Below are 17,831 nucleotides of genomic sequence, written 5' to 3' on the forward strand. Positions count from 1 at the left end.
CCTGACTTTAGGAAAACTGTCAGCCGCCTGGCTTGATCGACACATGAAATAAGAAAAGCTTCGCTGGCGTGTCGGGGACGCTTGACGATATGTGATGTTATCTCATAACTGACACACCTTCTGGTGAAAGTCCTCCTCCTCATGCGTATGACCTCCCCCTCGCGCGCACTTCTTCTCGGCGTCGCCGCATCCGCCCTGCTATCGGGCGCCGCCACCGCACAGACCGCAACGCCGCCGCCCCAGACAGCGACTGTCGACGACGTGATCGTCACCGGCGCGCCCTACGGCATCAGCCAGCGCGCGACCACTATCGCCACTGACGTCATCGACCAGCAGGCGCTCTCGACTTCGCCCGCCGTTTCGCTGGGCGATCTGGTCAGCAACCGCCCGGGCATCCGCTCGACAGACTTCGCGCCGGGCGCCAGCCGTCCTGTCATTCGCGGCCTGTCAGGCCCGCGCGTTCAGGTGCTGACCAACGGCATCGGCCTGATCGACGCCAGCTCAGTCTCGCCCGACCACGCCGTCGCCACCGACCCGGCCGAAGCCAGTCGGATCGAGATCATCCGTGGACCGGCGACACTGGTTTACGGCGGCTCCGCCATCGGCGGCGTCGTGAACGTGATCGACGACCGCATCCCGACCAAGATCCCCGAAGGCGGCCTGTCGGGCGTCGTTTCAACCCAGGTCTCCAGCGTCGATGACGGGCGCAGCGGCTTTGGCCGCGTCACTGTCGGAAGCGGTCACTTCGCCTTCAATCTGGATGGCGTGCGCCGCAAGACCAGCGACTACGACATCCCCTCACCCGCTATATCCGCCCGCAAGGCCGAGGCTGACGGCATCGATCGCGGTCCCGGCGGAACCCAGCCCAACAGCTACACCGACCTGACCGCCTGGGGCGTCGGCGGCTCCTACATCATCGACAAGGGCTATATCGGCGCCTCCTACAAGGACACCGACAGCGAATACGGCACGGTGGCGGAAGAGAACGTCTTCATCAAACTGAACCAGGAGCGCTACGACGTCCGTGGCGAATACCGTTTTGACGACGGCCCGTTCTCGGCCCTGCGCGGCTCCTACGGCCATGCCAAATACACCCACACCGAGTTCGAGGATGTCGGCGAACCCGGCACCATCTTCAACTCAGACGGCTGGGAAGGGCGCGCCGATCTGGTTCAGCGCGAACGCAACGGCTGGAACGGCGCCGTCGGCGTTCAGGGCCTGTCGCGCAACTTCCAAGCCATCGGCGAAGAGGCCTTCGTGCCCACCGTCGATATCGACGAACTAGGCGTCTATACGGTTCAGCGCCTGGACCGCGCCCACTACGGCTTCGAGGGCGGCCTGCGCTACGACCGCCGCGAACTCAGCGCCACACCCATCGGCGGCGTCAGTCAGGTGAACCGCGAGTTCAACAACTGGTCCGCGTCGGTCGCCGGCTTCCTGCGCCCCGCCCCCGGTCTGTTCCTGGGCCTCAGCCTGGCCCACAACGAACGCGCGCCCAGCGAGGTTGAACTGTTCGCGGACGGCGTTCACATCGCCACCGCCGCCTACGAGACCGGCGACCTCAATCTGAACAGCGAGAAGGTCAATACGCTGGAGGGAACCGTCCACTATGACCGCGGACGCTTCACCGGCGACCTGCACGTCTATCATTCCTGGTACAACGGCTTCATCGACGAGCGCGCCACCGGCGCGGACTACCTCTACGAAGGTGAAGAGTTCCCGATCTTCCAGTTCGTCCAGACCGACGCCCGCTTCTATGGCTTCGAACTGGAGGGCGCCTATTCCCTGTGGGAGAGCGGCGACCGCAAGCTGTCGCTGGAAGGCGCGGCAGACTTCGTCCACGCCCAGACGGACCTGGGTCCAGCGGCGCGCATCCCGCCCTACTCCGTCACCGGACGACTGGCCTTGACCTCCACGCCGTTCGACGCCAGCATCGAGGTTCGCCATGTCGGCGAACAGGATAGGGTCGCCAATGCCTACGAACTGCCGACCGACGACTACACGCTGCTGAACCTGGCCGCCGCCTGGCGTCCGCTGACGGATCACAACGTGACGATCTTCGCCGAAGCCAGAAATCTGACCAACGAAGAGGCGCGCGAACACGTGTCCTTCCTGAAAGACATCGCCCCGATGGCCGGTCGCAACCTGCGTGTCGGCGTCGCCTACCGGTTCTGACCGTCAGACGAAACGAAAAGGACGGCGTCGAGAAATCGACGCCGCCCTTTCTAATTCACGATGGCCCCGGTGCTAGTCGCGATAGTTCAATGCAGGCGAACGCTCGCCCAGCAGGGCGCGGTACTGGAAGTTCGGACCACGGCGCTGTTCGAACTCAGCCTTGGCCTGGGCGATCACATCAGGGCTCTGGAACAGTTCCGCCGTCGTCAGCGCCAGGGTCTTGGCGGCCAAGTGCGCGCCCTTCAGCCCGATGGACGAGCCCGCAGCCACGACATTCTGCCAGCTGTGACCCGCCGAGCCCGGGACGAAGGTCGCCGTCGACAGGCCGACCGTCGGCGTGACCCAGCTGACATCCGATACGTCGGTGGAACCGCCGAAGTCGCCGCCGATCACAGCAGGCTCGATCTCGCCGACGCTGGACAGCGGCGGACGTACCGGGAAGCTTTTCTGGATCTCCGTCGCCAGAGCGATTTCTTCAGGCGTCCAGGTGATGCCGCCGACGCTGCGCAGGTTGCGGTCCATCACATGCATCAGGGCCTCGTTCGGCAGCATGGAATAGACGCCGCCGATGGCTTCGAACTCGACACGTGTGCCGGTGCCCATGGCCGCGCCCTCAGCCGCCGCCTTCACCCGCTCCAGCACATCGCGAACGATGTTGGGATCGGTGTGACGGACGTAATAATAGCTTTCGGCATAGGCTGGCACGACGTTGGGCGCCTTGCCCCCGTCGGTGATGACGTAGTGGATGCGGGTGCGGTCCGGAATATGCTCGCGCATCATGTTGACCATGTTGTTCATGGCCTCGACGCCATCCAGCGCCGACCGCCCCTTGTCCGGCGCCGCCGCCGCGTGGGCCGCCGTGCCGTAGAAGCGGAACTTGCCCGAAACATTGGCCATAGTGTCGCCCTGACGGGCGCTGTTGACGTTGCCCGGATGCCAGTGGATCGACACGTCCACATCATTAAACAGGCCGTCGCGGACCATATAGACCTTGCCCGAGCCGCCCTCTTCCGCCGGCGTGCCATAGACGCGCAACTCGCCCTTGATGTTGTTGGCGACCATCCACTCCTTGACGGCGATGGCCGACTGGACCGAGGCGGCGCCGAACAGATTATGGCCGCAGCCATGCCCGCCCGCCGCGCCAGCCGCCTCCTGAACCGGGCTCAAGGTCTGGGACAGTCCTGGCAGGGCGTCGAACTCGGCCAGAACCGCGATGACGGGTCCGGCGCCGTTCTTGAAGCTGGCCAGGAAGGCCGTCGGCTCACCTGCGATGCCGGGCGTCACGGTGAACCCCGCTTCGCGCAGCTGACCTTGCAGCAAGGCCGTGCTCTGGACTTCCTGATACCCCAACTCGGCGAAACGCCAGATTTCGAGCGCGGCGTGGTCGAGCGCGGGTTGGTTGCGATCAACGGCGGCGACGATCTGGGTCTTGGCTTGAGGCGTCAGTTCGGCGGCGACCGCCGGAGCGGCAAGTCCGGCGAGAGCGGCGGCGAGCGCCAGTGCGCGCATCGAAACAGGTTTCATCGAGAACTCCAGAAAACACAGGCAGATGGGACGGAGAGCGTCACCGCTCTCCGCCCGAGACAGTCAGTTCGGATCAGAAGGACTTGCGGACACTGACGTACCAGTAGCGCCCATAGGGCTGGTAAACGGTGCCGACATAGCCCGCGCCGGACAGCGGCGGCTGCTCATCGGTGATGTTGCGCACGCCGACCCGCACAGCCGTGTTCGACAGACGACCGCCATCGAACTCGTATTCACCGTACAGGTTCGCCGTCAGCGTCGATTCAACAGTCCAGAAATCACCCGCCGAGTTGACCAGAGACGTATCGTTCAGGTCCGAGATGTACTGGGTGAAGGCGCCCACGGTGACGTTCTGATAACGCCAGCTGCCGGACAGCGACCACTTCCATTCCGGCCGGCCCAAATCGCCGATCAGATTGCCCGTGCGACCGCCGAAGGTGATGGCCGGATCAATCGCGCCCGACGCCTTTGCCGCCATCAGCTCCTGCATGCCCGGCGCTGATTCAAGGTAGTACTTGATCAGGTGGGATACGTTCAGGTTCAGGCTGAAATCGCCGTACTTGGTGCCGCGCAGGTTCCACATAGCCCCCAGGTCCAGCCCCTCAACCGTCTGCGGCTGCTGATTGGTGTAGGCGTCCGTGATGTACTGGACTTCACCTGCCGTTGTCAGGCCCGTACCTGCGTAGATGATGTTGTCGGCCGCCGTGGGATCGGCGCGCACGACGTTCGGATTGAAGCTGCCGTTCTTGCGCAGCAGATAGTCCAGGATCAGGGCGTTCTGGCCACGGAACAGGCCGACCATGCCGGTCTGTTCAACCTTCCACCAGTCGGCGGTGAAGGTGAAGTTGCCCAGTTGCTCCGGCAGGAAGCGCGGCTGAATCACAACACCGAACGACGTGGTTTCAGACTCTTCCGGCTGCAGGTTCGGATTGCCCGAGCGCCGTTCGGCCGTCAGCTTGCGCACATGGTTGGTGTTGATGCTGGCCGCATCTGCAAAGCTGGTCGGCGGCGTATAGGACGCGCCGCACTGGTTCATGTTCGTCATCGCGCCACGACGGATCAGCGCTTCGCAATAGGCGTAATCGTTCGAGCTGTTCGAACGCGTGATCACCGTGGCGTTGATCTGCTCCAGGTTCGGCGCCCGGAAGCCCTGCGCCCATGACGCGCGCAGCCGGAAGCCGTCAACGATATCCCAAGCGGCTGCGATCTTGGGCTTAGCCACGTCGCCGAAGTCCGAATAGTGTTCGAAGCGGCCGGCGACCTGGACCTCAAGATTGTGCACGAACGGCACGTTCATCTCCGGCGAAACCAGAGGCGCGGCAAACTCGGCATAGGCCGAGAAGACGTCACGCTCGCCATAGGTGTCCGGGTTTTCCGCCGAGTTGATCAGGTCGCTGTAAACGGCGCCCGATTTGTCGGTGTAGCGGATCGTGCCGTCAATGCGGCTGTCGCGATCATCCAGTTGGGTTTCGGTGCGGGCTTCGATGCCGAATGCAGCCCCGACCGGACCGCCCGGCAGGGTGAAGAGATCGGGACGCGAAATCTTGAAGTCCCACAGTCCCAGCTCTGTCTTGGTCTTGCGGACCATGTCGACGCGGATCGCATCCAGCGCCGCCTGGCTCGACGGCGTCGCGTCGCCGTAACGCGGATGGACGCGGTCACCGCCGTTGAAGAAGTTGTAGGCGTCAGGAGTCGACTTGGCCGCCCATTCCGCCAGACGCGTGGTCGAGATGTTGTCCGACACGTCCTTGGCCGAGGCTTCGGACCACAGAAGCGCCGACTCCCAGTTCCAGCCGCGCCATTCGCCGCGCAGACCGCCCAGGAAGCGATACTGCTGGTTGGTCACATCGACATTGATCGGGCCCATGTCGTTGAACCGGTACCCCGTCAGCAGAACGTCCTGCTTGAAGGGGTTGTAATAGTTCGAGCCCGGGATGGTCATGACGACTGACGACAGGGTGTTGATCGGCGCCTGACGTGCATGGGACTTGGCGTAATAGACGCCCAGTTCGCCGAACGCCTCGACCGAGTCGTTGATCTTGTAGCGACCGGTCAGGAACAGGTTGAAGCGATCAACCTCCGGAATCACGGTCAGATCTTCCTGCGCCGTGTCGCCGCGAAGCGCTGCGTCCACCGTGGTCGTCTTCTTCAGGCACAGGCCATCGCCCAGAGCAGCAGCGCAGCCTGCAATATTGTCAGGCTGAATGGTGAAGGTGGTGAAGCTCTGACCGCCGAACTGGCCAGTCGCCCGATTCGCCAGGGTGAACTGGCCCCAGGGGGTCAGCGAAGACAGACCATTAAGGCTGGAGTTGTTTTCAAAGCCCGTGCCCTCGAACAGAGGACGTTTGTCGTCAGACGCCGTGTACGGCTTGTCCAACGTCGTCATCTCGTCGCGATGGTCATAGTTGAAGAACAACGAGACGTTGCCCCGGCCGTCGTCGATGTCCTTGCCGCCGTAGAGCGAGAAGTTGAACTCCCGCATGCCCGTGCCTTCGGCGGCGCCGTACTGGCTGGAGACGGTCCAGCTGTTCATGTCGTCGCGCAGCACCGTGTTGACCACGCCCGCAACCGCGTCCGCGCCATAGATGGCGGCGGCGCCGTCGCGCAGGACCTCAAGACGCTTCAGACCCGAAACCGGGATCGCGTTGGTGTTGTAGGTCAGGACCGGAACCAGGTGTTCATTCGCCTGAGACGTCGGGTGGCCGACGACGCGGCGGCCGTTCAACAGCACCAGCGTGTTGCCGATGCCCAGGTTGCGCAGGTTGACCGAGCCGGTGTCGCCGCGCGCCGAGTTGGAGGTCGCAGGCAGATAGCTGGAGTTGAAGGTCACGTCGCCCATCTGCGGGATTGAGCGCAGCAGCTCATCGCCCGAAGTCGCGCCGGTGGCCAGGATCTGTTCTTCGCCGACGACCGTGACCGGCAAGGCCGCCGTGACCTTGGCGCCGCGAATCTGAGAGCCGACGACGACGATCTCATCGACCTGGCTGACAGGGCCAGAGTCCGCTTCCTGAGCCATGGCGACGCCTGAGCCGAACAGGGCGGTGGTGGCGAGCATGGCCGCCTTGACGCCGCAACGCACGTTGAATGAACGCATAAACTAGGAACCCCCAAACTGTGAACCGGGCGCAGTATCCCCTCGATGCCCGCGACCGTTTCTGAAATGTCGTTTTCAAAGGACAGTAAACTGAAAGCAACGAGGGATTGTGGAGCCCGCCACCCGAGTGAATTGCCTCATTTCGGACTAGAATGTGTCACACTTTCCGCGTCAAGCTTTGCAGAATAAATATTGTCGTTATACGATAAAGAGCGCAGCAGGATTTCGCGAACTGTGCTTGAATCGACTTTTTCAGCAATGCTATCGCTAAATTTGCAAATTTGAGCTCCACAGCTTTGCCGCGTAAGCATGGCCATGCACGAGACAATGAGGGCGTATTGTGACGAAACGCGTACTGTTTGACCGGGCGGTGAAAACCGCGACGGCGATCTCTGTTTCAGTAATGTTGCTGACCGGGCCAACTCAGGCCCAGGTTGCTCGCGCCGTCGTCCATCCCGGCGCTGGCAGCGGCGGCGATATCGTTGGTTATGGCCAGATTCACAGCCCCGTTGTTGGACGCGGCGGCATGGTCGCCAGCCAAAGCGATCTGGCCACGCGCGTCGGCGTGGACATCCTGCGCCAGGGCGGCAACGCCGTGGACTCCGCCATCGCCATCGCCTTCGCCGAGGCGGTCACCCTGCCCCGCGCCGGCAATATCGGCGGCAGCGGCTATATGCTGGTCCATATGGCGGCGACCGCCGACCGACCGGCTCAAGACATCGCCATCAACTACTACGGCACGGCGCCCGCCGCGACGACGCCGGAACTGCTGCTGGCTGCCGATGGCAAGTTCGACCGCACCAAACCCTCGGGCTTCATCAATGTCGCCGTGCCCGGCACGGTCATGGGGATGTGGGAAGCCCACCAGCGTTTTGGTTCGCTAAGCTGGGCGCAACTGATCGCCCCGGCGATCCGCTTGGCCGAAGACGGCTATGTCCTGACTGACGGCGAAGCCGATGCGACCGGCGGGCGCGCCCGCGTTCTGGCCACCGATCCCGGCGCACGCGAAGCCTATCTGAAACCCGACGCCAGCCCCTATCGGGCGGGTGAAGTCTTCCGCCAACCCCTGCTGGCGGAAAGCCTGCGCAAGGTGGCGCGCGGCGGTGCGGATGAGTTCTACAAGGGCGAACTGGCGCACCAGATCGTGGCGGGAATCCAGGCCCAGGGCGGCGTGATCACCCTGGCCGACATGGCCGCCTATCGCGCCGATGTGTCCGAAGCGATCATGGGCAGCTATCGCGGCGCCCCGATCGCCTTCATGCCCCCCACCGCATCGGGCGTCAGCGTGGCCGAGGCCTTGAACCTGCTTGAGCATTTCGATCTGAAGTCGATGGGCTGGGGCAGCGTCGACACCCTGCATCTGATCTCCGAAGCGATGAAGATCACCTCGTCCGATCGTCGCCTGATCGGCGGCGCGCCGCAGTGGAACACCCCCGCCCAGGGCCTGGCCAGCAAGGCCTTCGCCGCCGAGCGCGTCAAGCTGATCGCTCTGGACCGCAGCCTGAAGGCCGAGGACATTCCCGAGGGCAATCCCTATCCGTATGAAAGCCGCGACACGACCCACTTCTCGGTCGCCGACGCCCACGGCAACGCGGTGTCGAACACCTACACCCTGTCCAACTCCTACGGCGCGCACGTCGCGCCGGTCGGCACCGGCATCCTGCTGAACAACCATCTGGACAACTTCAGCTGGGGCACGCGCGACGAGCCGAACTCTCCTGCCCCCGGCAAGCGGCTGGGCTCGACCATCACGCCGATGATCGTGTTCAAGGACGACAAGCCCTGGCTGGTCACCGGGACGCCAGGCGGCGGCTATATCATCGCCACGATGGTGCAGTTGATCTCGAACGTCATCGACCACAACCTGAACATCGCAGAGGCGGCGATGCGGCCCCGCCTGAACCAGGGTGGCGGCGACAGCCCGCTGGAGCTGGAAGGCGGCTTCTCGCCCGACGTGGAGCGTTTGCTGCGTGAGCGCGGCCACACGGTGCGCCCGTCCATGACCATGGGCAGCACCCAGTCCATCATGATCGAGGGCGATCGCTTCCTCGGCGCCGTGGACACGCGCCGCCCCGACGCCCTGGCGCTGGGCGTCCGCTGAAGCCCGCCTGACCGGAGACATGCCGATGATGCGTAAACTGTTGATGGCCAGTGTCGCCGGCTGCATCGCAGCGACCGGAGCAACCCCCGTTCTGGCCGCAGCCGCCAGTCCGCCAGCCGCCACGGCGACCGCATCACCGACATGGCAGGACGGCCTGTTCGGCGTCCGCCTGGACCAGCAGAAGGCCAAGGTGGCCGTTCGCTTCCCCGCGCCGCAGGCTGACGGAACCCTGGGCCGATACCTGTACCAGCCGGGCCTGTCCGCAGGCCTGGGCATGGATGGCGTCGGTCTGGACCGCGCAGGCCTGGGCCAGGCGCAGATCATCGTCTTCCAGAAGATCGGCGCCCGCGTCTTCGCGCGGTTCGAGAACACCCGCTACCGCGCCGTTGATGCTGACGCCGATCAGGTCAACGCGGTCACGGCCTCCTTCGCCGCTTCTGTCATCTGGTCCGGCGAGATCACGGACACCGGCGCCGATGGATCAGTGTCGGTGGATCTGTCCTCCTTCCTGGAGCGGGATGCGGTCAACGCCGTCGCGCGTTTCAAGCGCGCGCGGCTGGGCGCCTTCAAACTGGCCCCGACACTCAGCTACGTGGACATCGGCCAGACCCTGGTCTTCCCGGACAATGTCGAGTTCGAAACGGTTCAGACCTTCACCAGCGATGAGCCCGGCGCAGACCTGAACCGCGTCACGCCGGACCCCCGGTCAGTGACGCTGGCCGTCCGACACTCCTTCATCCGCCTGCCGGATGAGGGGTTCCAGCCCGTCCCCCACGACCCACGCTCAGGCACCTCGGCCCAGGTGATGGTGACCGACTTCGCCGCCGACTTGGATCAGGCCGTCGTCAGCCGACTGTCGCGGCGCTTCCGTCTGGAAAAGACCGACCCGACCGCCGCCCGATCTACGGTCAAGAAGCCCATCATCTTCTATGTGGACCGCGCCGCTCCGCCCGCCATTCGCCAGGCCCTGATCGAAGGCGGTGGATGGTGGACCGAAGCCTTCGACAAGGCGGGCTATATCGACGCCTTCCGGGTCGAACTTCTGCCCGAGGGCGTGCATCCGATGGACGCGCGCTACAACATCGTCTCCTGGGTCCACCGCGAGACTCGCGGCTGGTCCACAGGGACCAGCGTCAATGATCCGCGCACCGGCGAGATCGTGCGCGGCGTGGTCCAACTGGGCTCCCTGCGCGATCGCCAGGACAAGATGATCTTCGAAGGTCTGGTCGGCGCCGACCGCAGCGGCACGGGCGCGCAGGATGATCCCGACCGCCTCGCCTATCACCGGCTGCGCCAACTGGCGGCGCACGAGATCGGCCACGCCCTGGGCATCGCCCACAACTTCGCCGCCTCGCGTTTCGAAGACCGCGCCTCGGTCATGGACTATCCGGCCCCCTGGGTGATCGCAGACGGCGACCGTCTGGACTTCAGCCGCGCCTATACGACCGGCGTCGGCGCCTGGGACGATTACGTCGTAAACTGGCTGTACGGCGACGCGCCGGGACAAGACGCCAATGCCCGTCGCGCCGCCCTTGCATCTGAAGCCCAAGCCAAGGGCTATCGCTTCCTGAACGACACAGACACCCGCCCGCTGGGCAGCCTGCAGCCCTACAGCGCCATGTGGGACAACGGCGAGGACCCGGTGGCCGAGTTCGCCAATGTCATGGCCGTGCGCCGCATCGCCTTGGCGCGGTTCGGGCTGAACAATCTGCCGGCGGGCGCGCCGACCTCTGATCTGCGCCGCGTGATCGTGCCCATCTATCTGTATCACCGCTATCAGACCACGGCGGTCGGACGCCAGATCGGCGGGGTGGATTACGCTTACTCGGTCAATGGCGACGGGCGTGAACGCGCCGAGGCCACGCCTGCCGCCCAGCAACGAGCGGCCTTGGACGCCCTGATGACGGCCCTGTCGCCCCAGACGCTGGATCTGCGCGACGACCTGATCGACCTGCTGTCCTCGGCCCAGTCGGGCGTCGGCGACCGTCAGACCCAGATCGAGCTGTTCGAGGGCAAGACGGACGCTGTGTTCGACCCATCTTCGGCCGCCGCAGCCGCTGTCGAGGTCGTGCTGGAGACGCTGCTGGCGCCGGAACGGCTGAACCGGCTGGTGGAGCAGCAGCGCCGCGATCCCGGCCAGCTGGGTCTGACCGAGGTGCTGGATCGTGTTTCGGCCACGGTCGGGGCGGGCGCACAACTGTCACCGCGAGAGGCCGAGCTGCGCCGCGTCGCCCGCGCCCGCTACGCCGCCTATCTGGCCAATCTGATGCAGAGCAAAGACCTGTCGTCCACGGCTCAGGGCGCCGTCCGCGACAGCGCGCGCCGCTTCAGCGACCAGTTGAAACGCTGCCGGGGCGATCGGCTGGAAACCGCCCAGTGCGCCTATCTGGCGGACGCCCTGAACGGGTCGCCTGAAAGCCTGAAGGCCCTGATCGACACCCTGCCCGCGGCCCAGCCCGTGCCGCCCGGCGCGCCAATTGGCGGCGGAGACTGGCTGTAGCCGCCTCTCGGTTTCCCTGCCGAAAACGAAAAAGGCCCAGGCGAACACCTGGGCCTTTCTTGTTGTCTGAACCGACTGATCAGTCCTGACGCGTGACCCGCAGGCTCTTGCCCGCATAGTCGCGAGGATCAACGCCGTTGACGCGCTGCACCTTGGGCCCGTCATTGCTCATATAGGTGACTTCGACCGTCACCGGCTCCAGCGTCTTCAGACCGAAGTGGACGGGGATGGCGCTCTGGGCGTTATAGCCGCCGCCTGTGGGCACCTGGCGCGAAGCCAGGATCTTGCCCGTCTGGTCGTACAGACGGACCTCGGCGCCCGGCACGATGGTGCGTCCCGTGGCGTCCAGAACCGTGACGCTGAGGCTGCGGGCGCGCGCTTCGGCCGGCAGATCATTGCGGAACAGGAAGTGTCCGCCAACCGGCCCGTAACCCCGCGTCACCGACAGGTCCAGCGCGCCATCGCCATTGTAATCGACCCATTCAACGCTGTGGTCGGCGGCGTTCAGCAGGCTGTCCTTGGTCAGGACCTGAGTGAAGGTGCCGTCGCCGTTGTTGTGATACAGCAGGTTCAGCGGCGTCTGCGATCCCGGCTCGCCTTCATAGGTGGCGACGAACAGATCCAGGTATCCGTCGTTGTCATAGTCGCCCCAGGCCGCGCCGACGGCATGTCCGTCGTTGTTCACGCCCGCCTGCGCCGCCACCTCGGTGAAGGTGCCGTCGCCATTGTTGCGATACAGCAGGTTCGCCCCGTAAACCGCGACAAAGACGTCGAAAAGGCCGTCATTATTATAGTCGCCGATGGCGCAACCGACGCCGCCCTCGCTGCGATCGCGTCCGGGCGCATCCAGCCCCAGCGCCGGCGCGACATCGACGAAGACGCCATTTCCGTCGTTGCGCCAAAGGGCGTCGGTCGCACCCGACTGGTTGGCCAGGAACAGGTCCAGCCGCCCGTCGCGGTTATAGTCGAACCAGCAGCTTCCGACGGTGGGGCGCAGGTCATTCACTCCGCCCTCGCCGCCCACCTTGACGAACTGGCCGCCCTCGTTGCGGTAAAGCTGGTTCGGACCCGAGCGGTTGGACGCATAGAGGTCCAGTTTGCCGTCGTTGTCGAAGTCGATCCAGTTGGCCTGGCGGCTGACGCGCTCGGGGATGGTCAGGCCGATTTCGGCGGCGACCTCGACGAACTTTTTGCCGCCCTCGTTCTTCCAGACGTAGGAGCGGTTCTGGCCGGGAACGACGGGCACGACGTTGGACCCGCCCAGCAGATCCACAAAGCCGTCGGCGTTGTAGTCGCCCCAGCTGAGGCCGCGGATTTCATCACTGCCCGCCTGAGGCAGGCCGACTTCCGCCCCGATGTTGGTGAAGACGCCGTTGTCGTTGCGGTACAGGCGCACCTCGCCGCTTTTCAGCGAGACAGCGAAGCCCAGGCTGCCGCTGTTGTCGAAATCGGCCCAGGCCGTCGACAGCGAACCGACGACGCCGAAAGTCTCGGGCTGGATCGAGGTGAAGGCGGGTTCCTGGGCCTGAGCCCCCGTCGCCGCAAGGACCATCGGCGTCAGCAGCGTGGCGCCATACAGACGCCAGTTACGCTTGCGATCATTGCTCATCGACGGCTTCCTCCACGGGTGGGTGTGAACGGCGCGCGCTGCTCGACATGGGCCTCGACCTGTTCGCGGCGCAGCCACAGTTCGCGGAACTGGTGATCCGACAGGGCCTGCAGCTGGTCGCTGTGGTGTGTCGTGCCGGGCTGGCGCGAGTTTCCGTAGCTCATCAGGCCATAAGCCTTCACGGGTGTGGAGAATTCGATCATCGCCACCCAGGTCTCGCCATGGTTAGGGGTGCGGACACCCTGAGCATTCAGGTCCGACCAGGTCATGACGCGGAAGGCGCCCAGATTGCCGAAGCCGCCGCTGCCGGGCACGTCCACGCCGTCCAGAATGAAGCGGGACACATCGCCGTAGCGGCGGTCGATGGCGCCATATTTCTGTTTCGTCGTGGCGATTGCGCGTTTCAGTTGATCCACGGCGGCGGCGGTGTCGCGCACGCCGTATGGGGTGCTGATCGGACGCTGTTCCGACCATGGCACGGCGAACCCGCCCTGCCCGGCGAAGTTCGGCCCGGCGAACAGACGCGCCCATTCCTCGAACAACAGACCCGCACGGTTGTCGGCGTCGAAGGTGCGGTTCCAGTTGGCCAGCAGACGGCCCGCCGCCTGAACTTCTGGATCAGGATCGGCCAGTGCGGCGGGAACCAGATCGGTCAGCACACGGTCCGCCATGACGGCGTCCTGCCCCAGCTTCAGCTCCTTGAAGCGGTCCAGGGTGATGCCGTTGTTCTCGGCGATGGCCGTCACGGCATACTGGGCGCGAAGGGATTCAGGGGTGCGCGGGGCCAGATAGGACGGATAGTCGTCCGGCTTGATCGTCACCGGCCAGCTGGCGACCCAGGGCGGATCATTGGCGTTCTGGACAAAGCCGCCGACCGGATCGGTCACACGCGGCAGGTCCTCCAGCGGGTGCGTCTCGGTCCAGAGGTAACGCGAACTGTCGCCCGGGACGAGGCCCGACCAGAAGTTGATGTCGCCTTCGCTGCGCTTGGGCGCGATGCCATTGAAGGTGTAGTCGATATGGCCGTCGCGGTCGGCATAGACGATGTTGAACGTCGGCACCTGCAGGCGTTTCAGCGCCGTCTCATAGGCGCCGAAGTCCTTAGCCGTGACCATGTCGAAATACTGCTGCAGCATATAGGGGCGGTCCAGGCCCGCGACCCGCACGGCCACAGCCGTTCCATCCGCTCGGTCGAACACCGGGCCGTGAATGCTGGAGCGGATGACCAGCGGCTTCTCCAGCTCCGAACCATCCGACTGACGCACGCGATAGCTGGTGCGGCGGGTCTGGAACTGGCGAACCCGGCCGTCATACAGATAGCCGCCGTCCTGCAGCGTCAGCTTGTAGTTGGTCGCCCCCACCATGCCGTTGACGGTGTTGGTGATGCCCATCTGCTGATTGAAGGCGAAACGGACGATGGGCAGGCCGATCTGGGTGGCGCCATAGATTTCGAAATCCGGGCCGGTCAGATGGGCTTCATAATAGATGAAATAGTCCGTCGCCCACGGCAGGTGCGGGTTCTGCAACAGAAGCGCGTGGCCATCGGCGGTCTTCTTGGGCGCGACAGCCCAGGAGTTTGATCCCTGCTCGGACAGGTCGGGCGGATCACCCTCCCCCAGGGTTTTGCCGGGCGAGGCGACATAGACGAAGTTCATCAGACGGTGCGCATGGGCCACCACGTCGACGCCGGTCACGGGCAGGACCTGACGCACGTCCTCGGCGATGGCTTCGGGATGGGCCGTCGCATAGGCGTTGATGCCGGCGGCGAAGGCGTCGAGGTTGGCGCGGAAGGCAGGCGTCTGCTGGTCGTACCAGGTCTTGGCGCGCGCCGGGACGCTGTTGGTCAGCAGCCAGACAGAGGTTTCCTCATACTCCGGGCCCCAGTATTCCGAACCCTTGCCGCGCGCCTCGCCATACAGACGGATGATCGCGCTGGCGTGGCTCTGCGCCTGGGCATAGCCATAGCCGTAGAAGACCGCGTTCCGGTCAGTCCCGTAGATGTGCGGAACGCCATAGGTGTCCCAGAGGATCTCATTGGTGGTCGGCTTGTAGGCCGCCACGGCAGGCGTCGTCGCCGCGCCGGTCGTTGCTGCGCCGGTCTGGGCCAGCACCGGGCCTGAGGCCACGCTGACCAGGGCGGCGGCGGCCAGCCCCATGAAGGTGCGGCGAATGATCATCATATTCTACTCTCCCCGAACACTAAGAAGAGGGGCGCAGCCGAACGGCCGCGCCCCCATTCATCACCACTTGTAGGCGACGCGGACAAACCATGATCCGCCGGTGAAGCCGAACGGCGCAAGGCCGCTGTACTGGTTGGTGCCCAACGCCGCAGACGGCGCATCCACCTGGGTCGGATATTTGTTGAACAGGTTGTTCACCCCCGTGCTCAACCGCACCTGCTCGTTCAGGTCATAGTTGACCTGCGCATCCACGATCCACTCCGCATCAATGTTGCGGTCCTGGGCCGGGTTGGTGGCGTTGCGCGTGACGAAGCTGTCAAAGCGCGTGGCCCGCAGGTTGGCGCTGACACGGCCCAGCGACCAGTTGGCGTTGGCCGAGACCTTGGACTTGGGCAGGGATTCCGTCAGGGCGGCGCGCTTGCTGCGGTCGAACAGTTCGATATTGCCCAGGGCCGCCAGTTGGGGCGGGTTGGCGACAATGCCGGTGATCTCGGTCTTGTTGTGGTTATAGCCCAGACTGAAATCGAACAGGCCAAAGCTGTCGGTCGGCAGCTTGTAGGTGACGACCAGATCCACGCCGCGGGTGCGGGTGTCGATGGCGTTGGTGTAATACTGGCCGCTGATTTCCGGCGACAGACCGTTGGCGACCAGGATGTTCTGGATCTGCTTGCCGATGGTGGTCACGCCGTCCGCCGACAGACGGGTGTCCAGCGGTGAGAATGTCGAGGTCACCGCGATCCGGTCATCCACATCGATCTGATAGGCGTCCAGGGTCAGGGCGAAGTTGCGCCATGGCGTCAGGGTGAAGCCTGCGCTGAGGTTCTTCGACAGCTCCGGCGTCAGCGGTTTGGCGCCCAGAGCAATGGCCTCGGGCGAGTTGACCTGCAGGTTCTTCAGCAACAGCGGCACCAGAATGCCGTTGCCGACCACGTCACGCAGTTGGCTGGTCGTCGCCGAATAGGCCTGCTGAGCCAGGCTCGGCGCGCGGAAGCCGGTGTTGTACGAGGCGCGAACGGCGAACCAGTCGTTGAACTCGTAACGGCCGCTCAGCTTGTAGATGGTCGTGTCGCCCGCCGAGTCGTCGAAGTTCTCGTAGCGGACAGCGGCGCCCAGATAGAGCCGCTCATTCGGGTTCCAGCCCAGTTCGCCATAGACGCTGTAGTTGTTGCGGCTGACGTCGGCCTCGTCTTCGGGACGGAAGCCCGGCGTGGATTGGCTTCCGGGGGCCAGGATCTGACCTGCGCCGGGCTGACCGACCGGACGGACATAGGTTCCCTGGATCCAGCTGGCCTCGTCACCCTGCTTGATCTGATAGTTTTCACGGCGATGCTGAAGGCCGAACGAGACCTGCAGATCGCCTGCATTGTCCAGCTCGAACCCGCGCGTCACGTCCAGGGCGTTGACCCATTCCGCCGAACGAAGCTGGCCGATGTAGAAGTGGCGCGGGCTGCTCGGACCAAGGCTGGCGTTGAAGCTGTTGTTCTCCCAGTCGGAGATGTTCGTGCCGTAGCTGGTGGACAGATCCCAGTCCCAGCCGCGCAGCGTGCCGCGCGCGCCGCCGACCAGTTCATAGTCCTCGTCCTTGATGACGGTCTGGGCGCGGAAACCGTCAGGCGCGATTTCCGGCAGGGCCAGAACATCCGTCGCCGGACGGAAGGTCCAGTTCAGGTCCGACACCCGCTTGCCATAGGTTCCGAAGCCGTAAAGCTCGACATCCGGGTTCAGACGGTACTCGGCGTTCAGGCCGAAGACGTTCGATTCCTGCGGCATCTGGCCGTAGTTCGTCGTGACCAGACGGTCGATGGTCTTTTCGCGCGGGTCAGGCTGACCGTTGACCAGCGGGTACAGGCGCACCGAATCCGCAATCGGCACGGCGCGGTTGGACGCGCCGCGGTCCATGTAGCTGTAAGACAGGTTGGCGAAGCCGTTCTCGCCCAGCGCGAAGCCGATGTCGGCGTCGACGTTGACGAACTTGCCGTCCTGACGATCGAAGTTCTGGCCGTGGCTGACCGAGATCTGGCCGCCCTCGGCGCTCTTGTTCAGTATGACGTTGATCACGCCTGCGACAGCGTCCGAACCATACTGAGCGGCGGCGCCGTCGCGCAGAACTTCGACCCGCGAAATGGCCGACGACGGCAGCATGTTCAGGTCGACGCCGACCGAACCATTGTACAGGGTCGAGACCGAGTTGATCAGGGCGGTGCGGTGGCGGCGCTTGCCGTTCACCAGAACCAGCGTCTGATCCGGGTTCAGGCCCCGCAGCGAGCCGGTGGCGATGACGGTGGCGCTGCCGCCCCCTGCCCGCGTCGGCAGGTTGAACGACGGCACCAGATAACGGATCGACTCGAACACGCCGGTCTGGGCGCCCTGGCTCAGTTGTTCGGCGTTGAACACGTCGATGGGGGTGGGGCTTTCGATCGCGGTGCGCGGCGCGCCGCCCCGGATGCCGGTGACGACCACATCGCCCACTTCCGCAGCCGACTGGTCCTGCGCCATGGCGGCGCCCGCCATTAGGGTCAGGCTGCTGACCGACCCCAATGCAAACAACTTCAGATACGCGTTACTGCACCGACTCGACATAGTTCTTTCCCCCAGGAATGCTCAGGCCAAATACTGATTGGCGGGAGCGTCAAATCCACACTCAAGAC

8 protein-coding genes are annotated in these 17,831 nt (G+C 64.6%); 3 read left to right on the forward strand and 5 right to left on the reverse strand.

All coding sequences use genetic code 11. The annotated features are described in order from the left end of the window. Window positions 1–141 precede the first annotated feature (141 nt). Complete coding sequence (locus KWG56_RS06525) at window positions 142–2,175, forward strand: TonB-dependent receptor (protein ID WP_219354171.1); 2,034 nt, start codon at window positions 142–144, stop codon at window positions 2,173–2,175. Window positions 2,176–2,247: 72 nt separating this feature from the next. On the opposite strand, the gene KWG56_RS06530 is transcribed toward KWG56_RS06525, so the two are convergent. Next, entirely contained in the window at window positions 2,248–3,699 is a 1,452-nt protein-coding gene (locus KWG56_RS06530) for an amidohydrolase (protein ID WP_219354172.1), read from the reverse strand. Window positions 3,700–3,772: 73 nt separating this feature from the next. Next, window positions 3,773–6,793: a TonB-dependent receptor domain-containing protein gene (locus KWG56_RS06535; RefSeq protein WP_219354173.1), complete on the reverse strand. Its 3,021-nt coding sequence runs from the start codon at window positions 6,791–6,793 to the stop codon at window positions 3,773–3,775. Between the two features lie 340 nt (window positions 6,794–7,133). Between KWG56_RS06535 and ggt the strand changes: the two genes are divergently transcribed. Both ggt and KWG56_RS06545 read left to right on the forward strand, forming a co-directional pair. Beyond that, entirely contained in the window at window positions 7,134–8,894 is a 1,761-nt protein-coding gene (gene ggt, locus KWG56_RS06540) for a gamma-glutamyltransferase (protein ID WP_244999675.1), read from the forward strand. A gap of 25 nt (window positions 8,895–8,919) precedes the next feature. Beyond that, on the forward strand, window positions 8,920–11,394 hold the full coding sequence (locus KWG56_RS06545) for a zinc-dependent metalloprotease (RefSeq protein ID WP_219354174.1): 2,475 nt from the start codon (window positions 8,920–8,922) through the stop codon (window positions 11,392–11,394). Window positions 11,395–11,473: 79 nt separating this feature from the next. Here KWG56_RS06545 and KWG56_RS06550 read toward each other — a convergent pair whose 3' ends face one another. The 3 genes from KWG56_RS06550 to KWG56_RS06560 are packed head-to-tail and all read right to left on the reverse strand — an operon-like array spanning window position 11,474 to window position 17,721. Further along, window positions 11,474–13,003, reverse strand: coding sequence for a CRTAC1 family protein (locus KWG56_RS06550; RefSeq protein WP_219354175.1), 1,530 nt, complete (start codon window positions 13,001–13,003; stop codon window positions 11,474–11,476). Continuing rightward, the gene (locus tag KWG56_RS06555) at window positions 13,000–15,183 is read right to left on the reverse strand and encodes an acylase (protein ID WP_219354176.1); all 2,184 of its coding nucleotides are present in this window, start codon (window positions 15,181–15,183) and stop codon (window positions 13,000–13,002) included. The genes KWG56_RS06550 and KWG56_RS06555 overlap by 4 nt, the downstream gene beginning before the upstream one ends. A 60-nt stretch (window positions 15,184–15,243) precedes the next feature. Further along, on the reverse strand, window positions 15,244–17,721 hold the full coding sequence (locus KWG56_RS06560; protein ID WP_219354177.1) for a TonB-dependent receptor plug domain-containing protein: 2,478 nt from the start codon (window positions 17,719–17,721) through the stop codon (window positions 15,244–15,246). Window positions 17,722–17,831 lie beyond the last annotated feature (110 nt).

The organism is Brevundimonas nasdae, from assembly GCF_019395145.1.
GTDB lineage: Bacteria > Pseudomonadota > Alphaproteobacteria > Caulobacterales > Caulobacteraceae > Brevundimonas > Brevundimonas nasdae.